Below are 14,482 nucleotides of genomic sequence, written 5' to 3' on the forward strand. Positions count from 1 at the left end.
AGCGGCGCCGAGCCGACCCGTCCCGATCGATGCCCGCCCCTGGTGAACCCGCCGCCACGCCGATGACCGACCCCCTCCCGTTCCTGGCCGGCGGCGGCCGCGCGGCCGAGATGATCCGCGCGCGCGACTGGTCCGGCCACCCGCTCGGGGGCCCGGAGACGTGGCCCGAGGCCCTGCGCACGGCGCTCTCCCTGGTGCTGAACTCGCCCGAGAGCATGATCCTGGCCTGGGGGCCGGAGCTGCATTTCTTCTTCAACGAGACCTATTTCCCGCTGCTCGGCCCCCGCCTCGGCTGGGCGATGGGCGAGCGCTTCGACAAGGTCTGGGCCGACGGCTGGGAGCAGGCGAAGCCGATCATCGACGACGCCCTGGCGGGGCGCAGCCGGCGCTTCGTCGACCTGCCGTGGAAGCTCGGCACCGACCGGGGCGAGGCCGAGACCTGGTGGACCTTCTCCTATTCGCGAGTCCTCGATGGCGCGGGCCACGTCGCCGGCCTGTTCATCCTGACCAACGAGACCACCGCCCAGGTGACCGCGACCCGGCTCCTGCGCGAGAGCGAGGCGGTGGCGCGCGAGAACATCCAGCGGGTCCAGCTCGCCCTCTCGGCCGGGGCGATCATCGGCACCTGGTTCTGGGACTTGCCGACCGACCGCTTCACCGTCGACGAGGCCTTCGCCCGCAGCTTCGGCCTCGATCCGGCACTCGGCCGCGAGGGCCTGAACCTGGAGCAGGTGATCGAGACGGTGCATCCCGACGACCGGGCCGGCCTGATCGCGGCGATCGACGCGGTGGTGATCCGCGGCGGCGCCTACGCGCATCAGTACCGGACCCGGCGAGCCGATGGGAACTACTACTGGCTCGAAGCGAACGGGCGGGTCGACCACGCGCCGGACGGCACCCCGCTGAGCTTCCCCGGCGTCCTGATCGACGTCGAGGAGCGCCGCGCCGTCGAGGCCGAGCGCGACCGCGCCACCACGATGCTGCGGGCGCTGACCGAGACGCTGGAGCAGCAGGTGGCCGAGCGCACCGCCGAGCTGATGCGGGCCGAGGAGGCCCTGCGCCAGTCGCAGAAGATGGAGGCGGTGGGCCAACTCACCGGCGGCCTCGCCCACGACTTCAACAACCTGCTCGCCGGCATCTCCGGCTCGCTTGAGCTGATGCAGACCCGCATCGGCCAGGGCCGGCTCAAGGACGTCGACCGCTATGTCAACGCCGCGCAGGGCGCGGCGAAGCGCGCCGCGGCGTTGACGCATCGGCTGCTCGCCTTCTCGCGCCGCCAGACGCTCGACCCGCGCCCGACCGACGTCAACCACCTCGTCGCCGGGATGGAGGAGCTGATTCGGCGCAGCGTCGGCCCGGCGAACGAGATCGCCGTGGAGGGATCCTCCGACCTCTGGACCGTGCTGGTCGATCCGCCCCAGCTCGAGAACGCGCTGCTCAACCTCTGTCTCAACGCCCGCGACGCGATGCCCGACGGCGGCCGCATCGCCATCGCGACCGGGAACCTCGTCCTCGACGCGGCGGCGGCCCGGGACCACGGGATCCCGCCCGGCGAGTACCTGTCGCTCGGCGTGACCGACAGCGGTAGCGGGATGGCGCCCGAGGTGATCCAGCGTGCCTTCGACCCGTTCTTCACCACCAAGCCCTTAGGACAAGGCACGGGCCTCGGCCTGTCGATGATCTACGGCTTCACCCAGCAATCGGGCGGGCAGGTGCGGATCGCCTCGGCGGTCGGGCGCGGCACCACGGTGCGGCTGCTCCTGCCGCGCCACTACGGCGCCTCCGAGGCCGAGGCGGAGCAGGCGCGCCCCGCCGACGCGCCCCGGGCCGAGCAGGGCGAGACCGTGCTGATCGTCGACGACGAGCCGACCGTGCGGATGCTGGTGACCGAGGTGCTGGAAGACCTGGGCTACACCGCGATCGAGGCGGTGGACGGCGCGGCCGGCCTCAGGGTGCTGCAATCCGACGCGCGCATCGACCTCGTCGTCACCGATGTCGGCCTGCCCGGAGGGATGAACGGCCGCCAGATGGCGGATGCCGGCCGGGTGCGGCGGCCGGGCCTCAAGGTGCTGTTCATCACCGGCTACGCCGAGACCGCGGCGCTCGGCTCCGGCCAGCTCGAGCCCGGCACCGCGGTGCTGACCAAGCCCTTCGTGGTCGAGGCCCTGGCGCTGCGGATCCGCGAGATGATCGGCCGGGCCTGAGGCGGGACGGGAATGCGGCGTTCGGACGCGGGATTAGCCGATGTCACGTCGCGTTAAATCCCGTCGTGCTCAATTGATGGGACGCCCAAAAGTGTCCTGAGTCATCCCCATGTTCGCCACCGCGCGCCACTCCAGCACCGCCGCCAAGCTGGACGCCATCGAGCGCTCCCAGGCCGTCGTCGCCTTCGACCTGGACGGGATCCTGATCGAGGCGAACGAGAATTTCCTGAGGCTGATGGGCTACGACCTCGCGGAGGTGCGCGGCCGTCACCACCGCCTGTTCGTCGACCGTGCCGAGGCGGCGGATCCCGCCTACGAGGCGTTCTGGAACACCCTGCGCCGAGGCGAGATCCACAGCGCCGAGTTCCGGCGCCTGGCCAAGGGCGGGCGCGAGGTCTGGATCCGCGCCAGCTACAACCCGGTGCTCGACGCCCGCGGCCGGCCGGTCCGGATCGTGAAGTTCGCCCTCGACATCACCGCCGAGAAGCAGGCGGCGACCGATGCCGCCGGCCAGATCACGGCGATCAACCGCTCGCAGGCGGTGATCCACTTCGCCCCCGACGGGACGATCCTCGACGCCAACCCGCATTTCCTCGCCGCGATGGGCTACGGCCTCGACGAGATCGCCGGTCGCCACCACCGGATGTTCGTCACCGCGGACGAGGCCGAGGCGCCGGATTACCGCGACTTCTGGGCTCGGCTCGCCCGCGGCCAGTACCATGCGGGCGAGTTCAAGCGCCGGGGCAAGGCGGGCAACGAGGTCTGGATCCAGGCGACGTACAACCCGATCCTCGACGCGGCCGGCCGCACCCTGAAGATCGTCAAGTACGCCACCGACATCACCGCCGCCAAGCAGCACGCGGCCGACACCGCCGGCAAGATCGACGCGGCGCTGCGCTCGCAGGCGGTGATCGAGTTCGACATGGACGGCGTCATCCTCGATGCCAACGGCCATTTCCTGAAGGCGATGGGCTACGGCCTCGACGAGGTCGTCGGTCGCCACCACCGGATGTTCGTCACCCCCGATCAGGCCGAGAGCCGGAGCTACGCCGAGTTCTGGGAGGGGTTGCGGGCCGGGCGCTACTCCGCGGCGGTCTACCAGCGCCTCGGCAAGGGCGGCCGGGAGGTGTGGATCCAGGCGACCTACAATCCCGTGCTCGACCTCAACGGCCGCCCCTGCAAGGTGATCAAGTTCGCCACCGACGTCACCCACAGCATGAATGTGCGGTCCCGGGCGATCGCCGCGGCCGAGACGACCCTGACCCGGGTCCAGGCGGTGGCGACGGCCTCCGAGGACCTGCACCGCACCTCGACGGCGATCGCCGACCGCATGGGACAGTCGCGCGAGGCGGTCGAGGCGATCCAGGAGCGAATGGGATGGGCGGGCAAGGCCACGGCGCGCCTCGACGAGGCCGCCCAGTCGATGAACGGCGTGGTCGAGGCGATCACCGCCATCGCCGAGCAGATCAACCTCCTGGCGCTGAACGCGACGATCGAGGCGGCGCGCGCCGGCGCGGCGGGCCGCGGCTTCGCGGTCGTGGCGGCCGAGGTGAAGAACCTCGCCGGCCAGGCCCAGGCGGCGACGAGCCGGATCTCGGGCGAGATCGGCGCGATGCAGGCGGTGTCGCGCGAGGTCGCCGAGGCCCTGGGCTCGATCAGCGGCGCGGTCGATGCCGTGCAGGGCTTCATCGCCGAGACGACCGTCGCGAGCGAGCGCCAGCGCAGCACGAGCGGCGACGTCAGCACCAACGTCCAGGTCACCGCGGCGGGTGTCGCCGACATCGCCGGCAACCTCGACGAATGGCTGGTCGGCCTGGAGGAGCGGCGGATCCAGGACCGGGTCCGCACCTCGCTGCCCGCCCGGATCGTGCTACCGGACGGGGCGGGCCCGGTCGGGTCGATGGGGTGCGTCGTCCTCAACCTCTCGGCCTCGGGCGCCAAGATCGCGCTCGAGCGGCCGGTGCGGCTCCCCACCCGCCTCGTGCTGCAGGTCGAGGACAAGCCGGCGCGCCCCTGCGAGGTGGTGCGACAGCACGGCTGCGAGGTCGGCCTGCGCTTCGTGGAGTGAGGCCGCCGCGATGCTTTCCACTGGAAAGCATCTGATTAGCCGGCTTATCGAAGCGTCTGCCGGGGTGTGCGGGGCTGACGACCCCCTATAGCCGCGGCCATCCGAGCAGCCGTCCCGGCGCGAACGGCTCCACCGGGACCGCCGGCATTCGCCCGGTGGCGAGGTCGGCGACGAGCTGACCGGTGATCGGACCGGTCGAGAGGCCGATATGGCCGTGGCCAAAGGCGAAGATCAGGCCGTCATGGCGCGGCGCGGGACCGATCACCGGCAGGCCGTCGGGGGTCGAGGGGCGCGAGCCGAGCCAGGGCCGGTTGTCGAGCGGCTGGCCGAGGCGCACAGTGCCGGCGGCCTCGCGGGCCGCCGCCTCGATCTGGCGGTAATCCGGAGCGGCGTGGCGGTCGGCGACCTCGACGCCGGAGAGCACCCGCACCCGCCCCTCGCCCATCGGCGACAGGATCGAGGCGGCACCGGTGTCGTAGATCGGCCGGTTCAGGGCCGGGCTGCCGGGCTGAAGCGCGTAGTGGCGGTGGTAGCCGCGCTCGGCCGCAAAGGCGAAGCGGTAGCCGAGGGGCCGGGCGAGCTCGTGCGCCGCTGCCCCCGTCGCCAGCACCACGTGGCGCGTCCGCACCGTCCCGCCCGGATGGACGACGCGCCAGACCTCGGCATCCGGCTCCAGGCGGGTCACGGTGGTGCGCAGACTGCGCCCGCCGAGGCCGGCGAACAATTGCTCGCACGCCTCGACGAGCCCTCCCGGATCGGCGACGGCCCCGGTTTCCGGCAGCAGCATCGCCCGGGCGAAGGGACGGATCAGCGCCGGTTCCAGCGCCTGGATCGCCGGCCCGTCGAGAATGTCGAACGGCACGCCGTGATGGCTGAGGATCTCGCGCTCCAGGGCCGCCCCCGCGAAGGCGTCCTCGGTGCGGTAGAGCTTCACCCAGCCGCATTCGCGCAGGAGATGGGGGACGCCGGCCCGCGCGGAGAGGCGCCGGTGCTCGGGGTAGGCGGCACTCGTCAGCGGGGCGAGCGCGGCGGCGGCCCGGCGCCAGGCCGAGGTGCGGGCGCTCGCCAGGAAATGCGCCGCCCACGGCATCACCCTCAGGAGGTGGAGGTGGCGCAAGCGAAGGCCCGCATCGGCGTTGCGCAGGTAGGCCGGCAGCTTGCCCCACAGGCCGGGGCCCGCCATGGGCAAGATCGAGCCGCGGCTGACCACCCCGGCATTGCCGTAGGAGGTACGGGCCCGCGCCTCGCCGGGATCGCACAGCACCACGTCCCGCCCCCGGTCCTTCAGGGCAATGGCGCAGGACAGGCCCACCATCCCGCCGCCGACCACCACGATGTCGGCCGTCTGTTCGTCCTGGTGCATCAGTCTTGTCTCATTCGGGTTACGCCGTGCCGTCCGGGGATGCCGACGGGCGCGGGTTCTCTCCTCTCCCCGCGGGCGGGGGCCACCGCCCCCTTGTCGTTGCCGTGACGAGCCGAGAGCAAGGGTGAGGAGGTCTCGACGGGGGAGATTCCACCGCCCCCCTCGCCCGGCGGGCTCGCTGCCGACCCGGCAGGGGGTCGGCCGCCCTCTCGCCACCGTGGGAAGAGGAGAAACCCGCGCCCGTCCACACGATGGAAACGTCTTCCGAGAATCCTGTGATCAGGGTGCCAGCCCCGCCAGATCCCGCACCGCGCCGAGCAGCACCCGGGTCGCGGCGTCGGCATCCTCCAGGGTGATCGATTCCGCCGGGTTGTGGCTGATGCCGCCGCGGCAGCGCACGAACAGCATCGCCGAGGGGCCGAGCGCCGCCATCGCCACCGCGTCGTGGGTGGCGCCCGAGGGCAGCAGCAGGGGCGCGTGGCCGAGCCGTCGCGCCGCCCGGTCGAGGGCCGTCCGCAGGCCCGGATCGAGGGCGACCGCCGGGTTGTCCATGTAGGTCTCGGCGGTGAAGCTGACCCCGCGCCGCTGCGCGATCGCCCGGCACTCGGCCTGGATCGCGGCGAACAGGGCATTGCGGTCCGCATCCTCCGGGGCGCGCAGGTCGAGGCTGAAATCGACCCGGCCGGCGATCACGTTGACCGCACCCGGCACCACGGCGAGCGCGCCCACCGTCGCGACCGCGCCCGCCGCGCCCTCGCCCAGGCGCTCGACCGCCAGCGCCATCTCGGCCGCCGCCGCCAGCGCGTCCCGGCGCATCCCCATCGGCACGGTACCGGCGTGGTTGGCCTCGCCCGTCACGGTGCAGCGCCCCCGGGTGAGCCCGACGATGCCCGAGACGACGCCGACCGGCTGCACGGCCGCTTCGAGGGCCGGCCCCTGCTCGATATGGACCTCGAGGTAGCCGGCGATCTCGCCCGGGCGGCGGGCCAGCGCCGGGATCCCGTCCGGATCGCCCCCGAAGGCGAGAAGCGCCTCGCGCAAGGAGGTCCCGGCGGCGTCGCGACCCTCCAGCCACTCGGGCCTGTACTGCCCGGCCCAGGCCTTCGAGGTCGAGAGCGAGGTCGGGAAGCGCACGTTCTCCTCGTCGCCGAAGGCCACCACCTCGAGGGCGAAGGGCAGGGACACGCCGCGCAGCTCCTCGGCGACGACGAGGCCGGCCGCCACCCCGAGCGGGCCGTCGTAGCGCCCGGCATCGACCACGCTGTCGATGTGCGAGCCGAGCACCAGGGCCGGCAGGCCGGGCTCACGCCCCTCGATCCGCCCGACCACGCTGCCGGCGGCGTCGATCCGCGCCGCCATCCCGGCCGCCCGCATCAGGCCGAGCACCGCCTCGGCCGTCGCCCGGTGGGCCGGAGACAGGTAGAGCCGGGTCAGCCGGCCGGGCTCGTCGGTGTGGCGGGCGAGGTCGTCGATCAGCGCCATCACGCGGGCGCCGAGGCGGGGATTGGTCTCGGTCATGGCAGTCCAGCGACCCTGCGGGCTCTTCGGACGGGCGATATGCAGGGTCGGTGCCGGTCGGGGCAACCGGGTTGCGGCGCATGCCGCCGCCCCGTCAGGTCAGGGCTTCGCGTGCCACGGCCCGTCGAGCGGCGCCAACGCGTCCCGAGCCGCGGCGCGCGGGCGACGGCGGTCCCGCTCGCGGGCGAAGCCGGACAGGCGGCGGGCGAGGCCGGGGAGGTCAGGCCTGAGGTCAAGCCTCTTGGCGCTCCCGTCGCCGAACAACGCCGCATCGAGGGCGGTCAGCCGCGAAGCGAGGCCCGGATCGGCGCGCCATGCCGCGGCGAGGCCCGGGTCTCGACGGGCCGCCTCCGCCAGGGCGGCGTGGAACCCGGCCGCGTCGCGGCGCCGGGCCGCCCGGGCGATCGCCCGCAGGGCCGGCGCGGCCGGCCTCTCCCGGCGGCGCAAGGCGCCCCAGGCCCCGAGGCCGAGGCCGAAGGCGGCGAGACCCGCGAGCAACGCCCGCCAGGGCGAGATCGGCGGCGGCGGGGGCGCCGCGTCGGCAGGCTTCGCGGCGCGGCCGCCGATGATGCGGGCCGGGATCTCAGCCTCGCGCATCACCCGCGCCCTGGTGTCGAACCATGGGATCGAGATCGCCGACAGGGTGACCGGCTCGGGCACGCCGGGGCGCACGTCCCAGCGATAGGTGACGCTGGCCACCGGCCCCGCGGGGGTGATGCGGGTCTGGCGCTCCACCGGCCCGGCGAAGGTGAGGACCCCGCGGGTACGCAGCACCGGCCGCGGCGGCAGGGCGTCGGCGGTGACGCCGCGCACGTCCAGCGTCACGGTGCGCCGGGCCGGCTCGCCGAGCCTCAATCCCTCGGGCTCGGGCTCCCACTGGTCGGTCACCGTCACGTCCTGCGCCGCCAGCCACCACGGCTCCGGCGCGTCCGGTCCGCCCGGTCCCTGCCAGGCCGCGACCGCCAGCGGCAGGGGCGGGGAGCGCACCTCGACCACCCGGCGCTCGCCGCCGTCGACGAGGGTCAGGCGGTGCACGAACGGATCGATGACGAAGCGGCCGGGCCCTTGCGGGAACACCGCCACGGTGCGCTCGAAGCCGCGCGCCTCCTGGCCCTGGATCGTGACGCGGGACCAGTGGTCGCGGCCGAGCTGGGTCCAGCCGAAATGCGGCAGGCTCGGCTGGCGCAGCTCCTCGAGGGCGATCTGCGCCCGGTAGGTGCCGCGGATGCGCAGCAGCACCATCTCGCGCGGATAGGGCGTGGCGTTGCCGGGCACCTCGGCGGTGACGGTCAGGCTGAGGTCGCCATCCTCCAGGGCGAAGGCCGGGGACGCGGCGAGCGCCAGCGCGACGAGACATCCTCCCATCATGGGCTGCCTCACCATGGGTTGCTCCCGGGCTGCACGGCGGTGCCGGCCTCGCGCCGGCGGGTCTGCTCGGCGAGGATCCGCAGGCGGACGAAGCGGCCGGGATCGTCGGTCAGGGTGGCGAGCCAGTGCCGGTCGGGGCGGACTTCCCGCGCCTCGAAGCTCTTCGAGACCCGGCGGACCTCGCGCTCGACCACCTCGGACACGCTGGCATTGCCGCCGCCCCGGCGCCCGCCACCCTCGGCGTCGCTCGCCGAGCCGCGGGCCTGGCCGCGGCCGGGATCGACCGAACGCTGCTCGGCCCGGCCGGTGCGGGCGGCCTTGGAATTGCCGGGCGAATCGGCGGCCGAGGAGGCCTCGCGGTGGCCGGCCAGGCCCTCGCCGCTGGAGGCGGTGCCGGGATCGTCGGCATCCGATTCGGTCTTGGTGGCGTAGCGGGTGGCAGCGTCGGCCTGGGCGTTGGCCTGGCCGGCGGTGCGGCCGCCAGGGGCGTCCGGCGTGTCGAGGAGGCGGGCGATCAACTCGCGGTTGGCCCTGGCGTCCTCGTCCGACGGGTCGCGGGCGAGGGCCGCCTCGTAAGCCGCGAGCGCCCCCTTGAGGTCGCCGGCGAGGGCCAGCGCGTTGCCGCGGTTGTAGGGAGATTTCGAGAAGGCGTGCGCGGCGTCCGCGTAGCGGCCCGCCGTGTAGAGGGCGGTGCCGCGCCAGTCCGGATCGTCGCTGATGCGCGCGGCCAGCCCCGGCAGCCCGGCGCCGAGCAGCAGGCGGGCAAACGCCGCGGGCTCGACGGCGAGCCCCGCCAGGACGATCGCACCGGCGGCGAGGAGGATCCGCATCAGGCGCTCCGCCGGAACAGGAGCAGGACCGGGACGAGCGCGAGGCCGGCGAGGAAGCGGCCGAGATCCTGCCAGGCCAGCACCGCGTACCCCCCCTCCGCGAGGTGGCGGGCGACGCTCTCCGACACGGCCGCGACGACCGCGGCCGGGGCGTCGAGGCTGCCGGCCGCGCCGCCGCCGAGAGTCGCGAGGCGCGCGAGGCCGGTGCCGTCCGGCCGGGCTGCATCGGGCGGCAGGGCGGTGCCCGCCGGGACCAGGATCGTGTGCAGCCGATGGCCGTCGCTCCGAAGGGCCGCCGCCTCGCGCGACGCGGCCTCGTCGAGGCCGCCGCCATCGGTCACCAGCACCACATCGCCGGTCACGATGGCGCCCTCCGCGAGGGTGCGGCGGGCGAGCGCCAGGGCCCGGGCCGGATGGCTGCCGCGGTCGGGCACGGTGGTGCCGTCGAGGGCGAACAGGATCGTGCCGAGGCTGTCGCGGTCGGTGGTCGGGGTTGCCGCGAGATAGGCGTCGCCGGCATAGGCGATGACGGCCACGGCCTTGGTGCCGGCGGCCTCGGCCAGCCCTTGCGCCAGGGACCGGGCCTCGCCGAGGCGCCCCCCTTCGGCGACCGAGCGCGACAGGTCGAGGGCGAGGATCGTCGCGTCGAGGTTGCGGAAGCCCGCGGTGTCGCGGCGCTCCACGGCCGGCCCGGCGAGGCCGAGGGCGAGGAGAGCGCCGGCGAGCACCAGCAGCCATTGCCCGCCGCTCCGCCCCGGCCGCACCGCCCCGCGGGCCCGGAGCGCCGCCATCAGGTGCGGCTCGACCGCCCGGACCCAATCGCCGAGCGGCGCCGAACGGTGGGCGGCGCGCCAGGCGAGCAGCCCGAGGACCGGCAGGGCGAGGAGCCACCAGGGGCGCAGGAGGGTGAAGGCCTCGGTCATGCCGCCCGCCGGGTCAGCAGGAGCACGAGGCCGGAGAGCAGCGCCAGCCCGCCCGGCCACGGCCAGAGATCGCGCCGCAGCGGCACCGGCGGGGCGCGGTCGCGGCCGCCTTCCAGCGCATCGATGCTGTCGGCGACCCCGGCGAGGTCGTCGGTGGTGCGCACGCGGAAGAACCGGCCGCCGCTCGTCGCCGCGACGTCGCGAAGAGCCTCGGAATCGACCACGTCCTGCTCGCCATTCGCGTCGGCGAGGTCCCGGGGACCGAGCGCGATGGTGTGGACGCGAATGCCGAGGTCGCGGGCCAGCACCGCGACGTCCCGCGGCGCGGTCTGGCCGGCATTGTTGGCGCCGTCGGAGAGCAGCACCACCACCTTGGACGGGCCGGGGAGCGCGTCGAGGCGCTTCAGGGCGAGGCCGAGCCCGTCGCCGATGCCGGTCGAGCGGCCGACGAGGCCGATCTGCGCCTCCTCCAGGGCCCGGGCGACGGCTTGCGTGTCGAAGGAGGGCGCCGCCGCCACGTCGGCCTGGTCGGCGAAGATGACGAGGCCGATCCGGTCGCCGGCGCGGCGGCGGATGAAGTCGGCACCGACGCGCTTGACCGCGGCGAGCCGCGAGGAGTTGCGCCCGTCGAGCGAGAAGTCGATCCGCTCCATGCTGCCCGAGAGATCGAGGGCCAGCACGATGTCCCGCCCGGAGGCCGGCAGCGCCGCACCCGGCAGGACCAGCCGCGGGCCGGCGAGCGCCGCCACCAGGGCGACCCAGACGAGCCAGGTCAGGGCGGCGCGGCCCCGGGTCCCGAGGTTGAGCGGCCCGCCGCGGTCGAGCCCGGCGACGAGCGAGGCGGGCACCGTCAGGGCGCCGCTGGTGCCCGGGCGCGGCGGCAGCAGCCGGGCGGCGAGGAGCGGCAGCGGCAGGAGCAGGCCGGCGAGCGGTGCCGCGAAATCGAGGGAGGCAAGGCCGGCCATCGCCGTCAAGCCCGCAGCCGCGCGACGAGGCGGGCGAGCCCGGCTTCCGCCGCGGCGAGGTCCGGCGCCGGGCCCGGGGCGTAGAGGTGCTCGGTCAGCGTCCGGCCGGGGCCGGTGCGGAAGAAATCGGTGCCGAGGCGCGCGTCGAGCCCTGCCGCCCCCTCGACCCCGAGGCTGCGGGCGAGGCGCCGGCTCAGGCGTGCGAGGGCGACCTGCCGCTCGCCCGGCGGCAGGTCGCGGGCGGCGGCGAGCTCGGCGAGGGCCGCGCGGCGGATCGGCCGGCCGCGCCAGCGCGGCAGCAGCCAGGCCGCGAGGGCGGCGAGCGCCAGGCCGGCGCCGATCGCCGCCAGCATGTCGAGCCGGACCAGCCCCGGATCGGGTGGGGCGTGCAGCCCGCGAAGCCCGGCGAGCGCCTCGTCACAGCACGGCATCGAGCCGCTCCATCAAGGGGGCGAAGCCCTCCGGCCCGGTCTCGGCATCGAGGCGCACCACCGTGACGCCGAGGCGGGACAGGCCCGCGACCCGCTCCTCCGGCGCCGGCCGCCTCGGCCCGGTCCGCGCGGTGCCGCGCCGCCCGTCCGGCGTGACGTAGGGGTAGAGGCCAGGCGGGGCCGCCCGCTCGAAGGCGTCGCTCACCAGGATCAGGCTTATCGACATCCGCTCCGCGAGCACCGCCAGGGTCTCGGGGAATCCGTCGCCCGGGGCGTCGAGGGCGCTCGCCACGACCAGATGCCCGCCCGCCGGCAGCAAGGCGCGGGCCCGCTCCAGGGCCGGTCCCAAGGGAGGATCGGCTTGCGCGGCGGCCGTCAGCGCCGCGTCGTGCGCCCGGGCGAGACCCTGGCAGAGAGCCGCCATGCCGCGCCCGCCGCTCCTCGGCGGCAGCAGCACCGGCTCGGGGCCGGCAGCGCACAGGCCGATCCGGCCGCCATCGCCGGCGATGCGCCAGCCGAGCAGCGCCAGCGCCTCGGCGGCCGCGACCGAGCGCAAGGAGCGGCGGGTGCCGACCAGCATCGAGGGTCGGAAATCGGCGAGCAGCACCACGGCGCGGTCGCGCTCCTCGTGGTGGGTGCGGACGTGGAGCGTGCCGGTGCGGGCAGTGGCGTTGCGGTCGACGTGGCGCACGTCGTCGCCCTCGGCCCAGAGGCGCACGTCGTCGGGCTCGCTGCCGCGCCCGCGCCGCCGGGTGACGATGCCGCCGGGCAGCCCCGAGCGGGCCCGGTTCGTCGCCCCGGCGCCGCGGCGGGCGAGGTGGCGCAGGCCCATCAGCGCGCCGGCCTCGACGGCGATGCCGGGGCCCTCGAGCGGATCCGCGCCGGGACGGGGCCGTGATGCGGTCGGGAGCATGGTCAGAGCGGCCGCACCCGGTCGAGCAGGCCGGCCACCAGGGCGCGGGCGGTCTGCCCCTCGGCGGCGGCGCGCCAGGTGAGCGCAAGGCGGTGGGCGAGCGCGTCGCCGGCGAGCGCCACGATGTCGTCCGGCACGACGTGGTCGCGCCCGTGCAGGTAGGCCCGGGCCTTGCCGGCGAGCATCAGCGCCAGGGTGCCGCGGGGCGAGACCGGGTGCTCGATGGCACCGCGCAGGTCGGCCGCCGCCGGACCGCCGCGCGTGGCGGCGACGAGCCGGACCAGAAAATCCTTGAGGGCCGGCGAGACGTGGGTCTTGAGCGCGGCCGTGCGGGCGGCGCGCAGTTCCTCGGCGGTGAGGCGCACCGGCATCGGCGCGGCCTCCTCGTTCATCTCGCCCTCGACGAGGTCGAGGATGCGGCGCTCCGAAGCCTCGTCCGGCATCTCAACCACGACGTGGAGCAGGAACCGGTCGAGCTGCGCCTCCGGCAGCGGGAAGGTGCCGGCATGCTCGATCGGGTTCTGGGTCGCCACCACCATGAACGGATCGGGCAGGGGGTGGGTGGTGCCCGCCACCGTGACCTGCCGCTCGGCCATCGCCTCGAGGAGCGCCGATTGCACCTTGGGCGGCGCGCGGTTGACCTCGTCGACCAGCACCAGGGAGTGGAACAGCGGGCCTGCCAGGAACTCGAACCGGCCGCCATCGGGCCGCCAGACCGTCGTGCCGGTGAGGTCGGCGGGCATCAGGTCGGGGGTGCACTGGATGCGGGCAAAGCCGGTGTGGAGCCCGTCGGCGAGGCGCTTGACCGCCCGGGTCTTGGCGAGACCCGGCGCGCCCTCGATCAACAGATGGCCGCCGGTGAGGAGCCCGATCAGCAGCCGCTCGACCAGGCCGGACGCGCCGATCAGGCCTGCCTCCAGGCCGGTCCGCAGGGCATGAAGCCGCGCGCGCACCGGATCGTCGGACGCCAGGGGGTCGGCTCCCACGATGCTCCGCATCGCGGCCTGCTCAGCGCCTCGCGCCATCCGGTGCGTCTCCCCTCGGGCCGGTGCTTCGCGTGCCGGCGTTGCGGGGATCAGGCCGCGTCTTCTCGGATGCGTCAATCCCGCGGGTAGCGGGGGTGGGGTGTGCTTAAGTCCGCGGTGGCGGGTGAGAGTGCCCGATGCCGGGCGTATCGCCCGCGCGCATCGCCACCGGACGCTGCTCCCGCTCGCTGATTTTGCGGCCTTGCTTGCGGCGAACCGGTACCCGCTCCATCGGACGATCCCGTAGCAGGCTACCTGACCCAGCGGGGGGCCGCTTGCCGCCCCGCGCGATCATCGTTGCTGTCCGGACCAAGATCTGGGCACGCGACGGATTGTCAGACGCGCGAACTTGGGAAGTTCGAGCGTCTGACAAGTCTCGCACCGGCCAGTCAGCCAACAAGGTCATGAACCGGTCGTTTCGATCCAAGCGTCGGGGCTGCGGAGCCGCTCCTGGCGCGACAGCCTTCCCCTAACCGCACATGCGGCGGTAGCGGCGGCAGTTGCCCTGCCCTTCCTCACCGTACACGTCCCTGTTCTCGCAACGGTCACGAAGCTCACGACACATGCGGCGGTGACGACGCTCGTCGCGGTCTTCGCGATAGCCTCGTCCATCATCGATCTCCACGCCGCCAGGCCCGATCCGGATACCTTGGGCAAAGCTCGGAGCACCTGAAATCAGCAGCACGGCAGTCGTGGCGGCGGCGAACACCCAGTTGCGCATGAGAGCCTCTCCCTCGTTCGGTATTGCCTCAATGGGAGACAGGAAACGGCTGAGGCTCGAAATGGTTCGAGAGAGTGCGGACAGGCCGCCTTGGTTTGATGCATTCAAGCAAGTTAGCGGTTACGAGCCGCCTCGCAGGCGGAACCTTCAAGC

Annotated in this window: 12 protein-coding genes; 2 read left to right on the forward strand and 10 right to left on the reverse strand. The window is 74.3% G+C overall.

Annotated features, from left to right (window positions below):
* The first annotated feature begins 62 nt into the window (after window positions 1-62).
* Window positions 63-2,204: a PAS domain-containing hybrid sensor histidine kinase/response regulator gene (locus FF100_RS19830; protein ID WP_139037416.1), complete on the forward strand. Its 2,142-nt coding sequence runs from the start codon at window positions 63-65 to the stop codon at window positions 2,202-2,204.
* Window positions 2,205-2,313: 109 nt separating this feature from the next.
* Window positions 2,314-4,272, forward strand: coding sequence for a methyl-accepting chemotaxis protein (locus tag FF100_RS19835; protein ID WP_139037418.1), 1,959 nt, complete (start codon window positions 2,314-2,316; stop codon window positions 4,270-4,272).
* A gap of 85 nt (window positions 4,273-4,357) precedes the next feature.
* On the opposite strand, the gene FF100_RS19840 is transcribed toward FF100_RS19835, so the two are convergent.
* The 10 genes from FF100_RS19840 to FF100_RS19885 form a co-directional block, all read right to left on the reverse strand.
* Complete coding sequence (locus FF100_RS19840) at window positions 4,358-5,635, reverse strand: NAD(P)/FAD-dependent oxidoreductase (RefSeq protein ID WP_139037420.1); 1,278 nt, start codon at window positions 5,633-5,635, stop codon at window positions 4,358-4,360.
* 279 nt (window positions 5,636-5,914) lie between these two features.
* Window positions 5,915-7,153, reverse strand: a complete 1,239-nt coding sequence (locus tag FF100_RS19845; RefSeq protein ID WP_139037421.1) for an allantoate amidohydrolase — start codon at window positions 7,151-7,153, stop codon at window positions 5,915-5,917.
* Between the two features lie 99 nt (window positions 7,154-7,252).
* Window positions 7,253-8,536 carry a hypothetical protein gene (locus tag FF100_RS19850; protein WP_246102176.1) on the reverse strand — a complete coding sequence of 428 codons (1,284 nt, stop codon included), beginning with the start codon at window positions 8,534-8,536 and terminating at the stop codon, window positions 7,253-7,255.
* A complete protein-coding gene (locus FF100_RS19855) occupies window positions 8,530-9,351 on the reverse strand; it encodes a tetratricopeptide repeat protein (RefSeq protein WP_246102177.1) in 822 nt (273 codons plus the stop codon). The genes FF100_RS19850 and FF100_RS19855 overlap by 7 nt, the downstream gene beginning before the upstream one ends.
* Window positions 9,351-10,274 carry a vWA domain-containing protein gene (locus tag FF100_RS19860; RefSeq protein ID WP_139037422.1) on the reverse strand — a complete coding sequence of 308 codons (924 nt, stop codon included), beginning with the start codon at window positions 10,272-10,274 and terminating at the stop codon, window positions 9,351-9,353. The genes FF100_RS19855 and FF100_RS19860 overlap by 1 nt, the downstream gene beginning before the upstream one ends.
* On the reverse strand, window positions 10,271-11,239 hold the full coding sequence (locus FF100_RS19865) for a VWA domain-containing protein (protein ID WP_139037423.1): 969 nt from the start codon (window positions 11,237-11,239) through the stop codon (window positions 10,271-10,273). The genes FF100_RS19860 and FF100_RS19865 overlap by 4 nt, the downstream gene beginning before the upstream one ends.
* A 5-nt stretch (window positions 11,240-11,244) precedes the next feature.
* Window positions 11,245-11,670: a DUF4381 family protein gene (locus FF100_RS19870; protein ID WP_139037425.1), complete on the reverse strand. Its 426-nt coding sequence runs from the start codon at window positions 11,668-11,670 to the stop codon at window positions 11,245-11,247.
* Window positions 11,657-12,583, reverse strand: a complete 927-nt coding sequence (locus FF100_RS19875; RefSeq protein WP_139037427.1) for a DUF58 domain-containing protein — start codon at window positions 12,581-12,583, stop codon at window positions 11,657-11,659. Before FF100_RS19875 ends, FF100_RS19870 begins: the two co-directional genes overlap by 14 nt.
* A 2-nt stretch (window positions 12,584-12,585) precedes the next feature.
* On the reverse strand, window positions 12,586-13,581 hold the full coding sequence (locus FF100_RS19880; protein WP_171070267.1) for an AAA family ATPase: 996 nt from the start codon (window positions 13,579-13,581) through the stop codon (window positions 12,586-12,588).
* Window positions 13,582-14,077: 496 nt separating this feature from the next.
* The gene (locus FF100_RS19885; RefSeq protein WP_139037430.1) at window positions 14,078-14,329 is read right to left on the reverse strand and encodes a hypothetical protein; all 252 of its coding nucleotides are present in this window, start codon (window positions 14,327-14,329) and stop codon (window positions 14,078-14,080) included.
* Between the last annotated feature and the right edge of the window lie 153 nt (window positions 14,330-14,482).

The organism is Methylobacterium terricola (assembly GCF_006151805.1).
GTDB lineage: Bacteria > Pseudomonadota > Alphaproteobacteria > Rhizobiales > Beijerinckiaceae > Methylobacterium > Methylobacterium terricola.

Bases quoted from the DNA above. Each gene is read 5' to 3' on its own strand.
- FF100_RS19870 (WP_139037425.1), bottom strand. From the start codon at position 11,670: ATGCCGTGCTGTGACGAGGCGCTCGCCGGGCTTCGCGGGCTGCACGCC.
- FF100_RS19845 (WP_139037421.1), bottom strand. From the start codon at position 7,153: ATGACCGAGACCAATCCCCGCCTCGGCGCCCGCGTGATGGCGCTGATC.
- FF100_RS19830 (WP_139037416.1), top strand. From the start codon at position 63: ATGACCGACCCCCTCCCGTTCCTGGCCGGCGGCGGCCGCGCGGCCGAG.
- FF100_RS19875 (WP_139037427.1), bottom strand. From the start codon at position 12,583: ATGCTCCCGACCGCATCACGGCCCCGTCCCGGCGCGGATCCGCTCGAG.
- FF100_RS19850 (WP_246102176.1), bottom strand. From the start codon at position 8,536: ATGGTGAGGCAGCCCATGATGGGAGGATGTCTCGTCGCGCTGGCGCTC.
- FF100_RS19860 (WP_139037422.1), bottom strand. From the start codon at position 10,274: ATGACCGAGGCCTTCACCCTCCTGCGCCCCTGGTGGCTCCTCGCCCTG.
- FF100_RS19880 (WP_171070267.1), bottom strand. From the start codon at position 13,581: ATGCGGAGCATCGTGGGAGCCGACCCCCTGGCGTCCGACGATCCGGTG.
- FF100_RS19885 (WP_139037430.1), bottom strand. From the start codon at position 14,329: ATGCGCAACTGGGTGTTCGCCGCCGCCACGACTGCCGTGCTGCTGATT.
- FF100_RS19855 (WP_246102177.1), bottom strand. From the start codon at position 9,351: ATGCGGATCCTCCTCGCCGCCGGTGCGATCGTCCTGGCGGGGCTCGCC.
- FF100_RS19865 (WP_139037423.1), bottom strand. From the start codon at position 11,239: ATGGCCGGCCTTGCCTCCCTCGATTTCGCGGCACCGCTCGCCGGCCTG.
- FF100_RS19840 (WP_139037420.1), bottom strand. From the start codon at position 5,635: ATGCACCAGGACGAACAGACGGCCGACATCGTGGTGGTCGGCGGCGGG.
- FF100_RS19835 (WP_139037418.1), top strand. From the start codon at position 2,314: ATGTTCGCCACCGCGCGCCACTCCAGCACCGCCGCCAAGCTGGACGCC.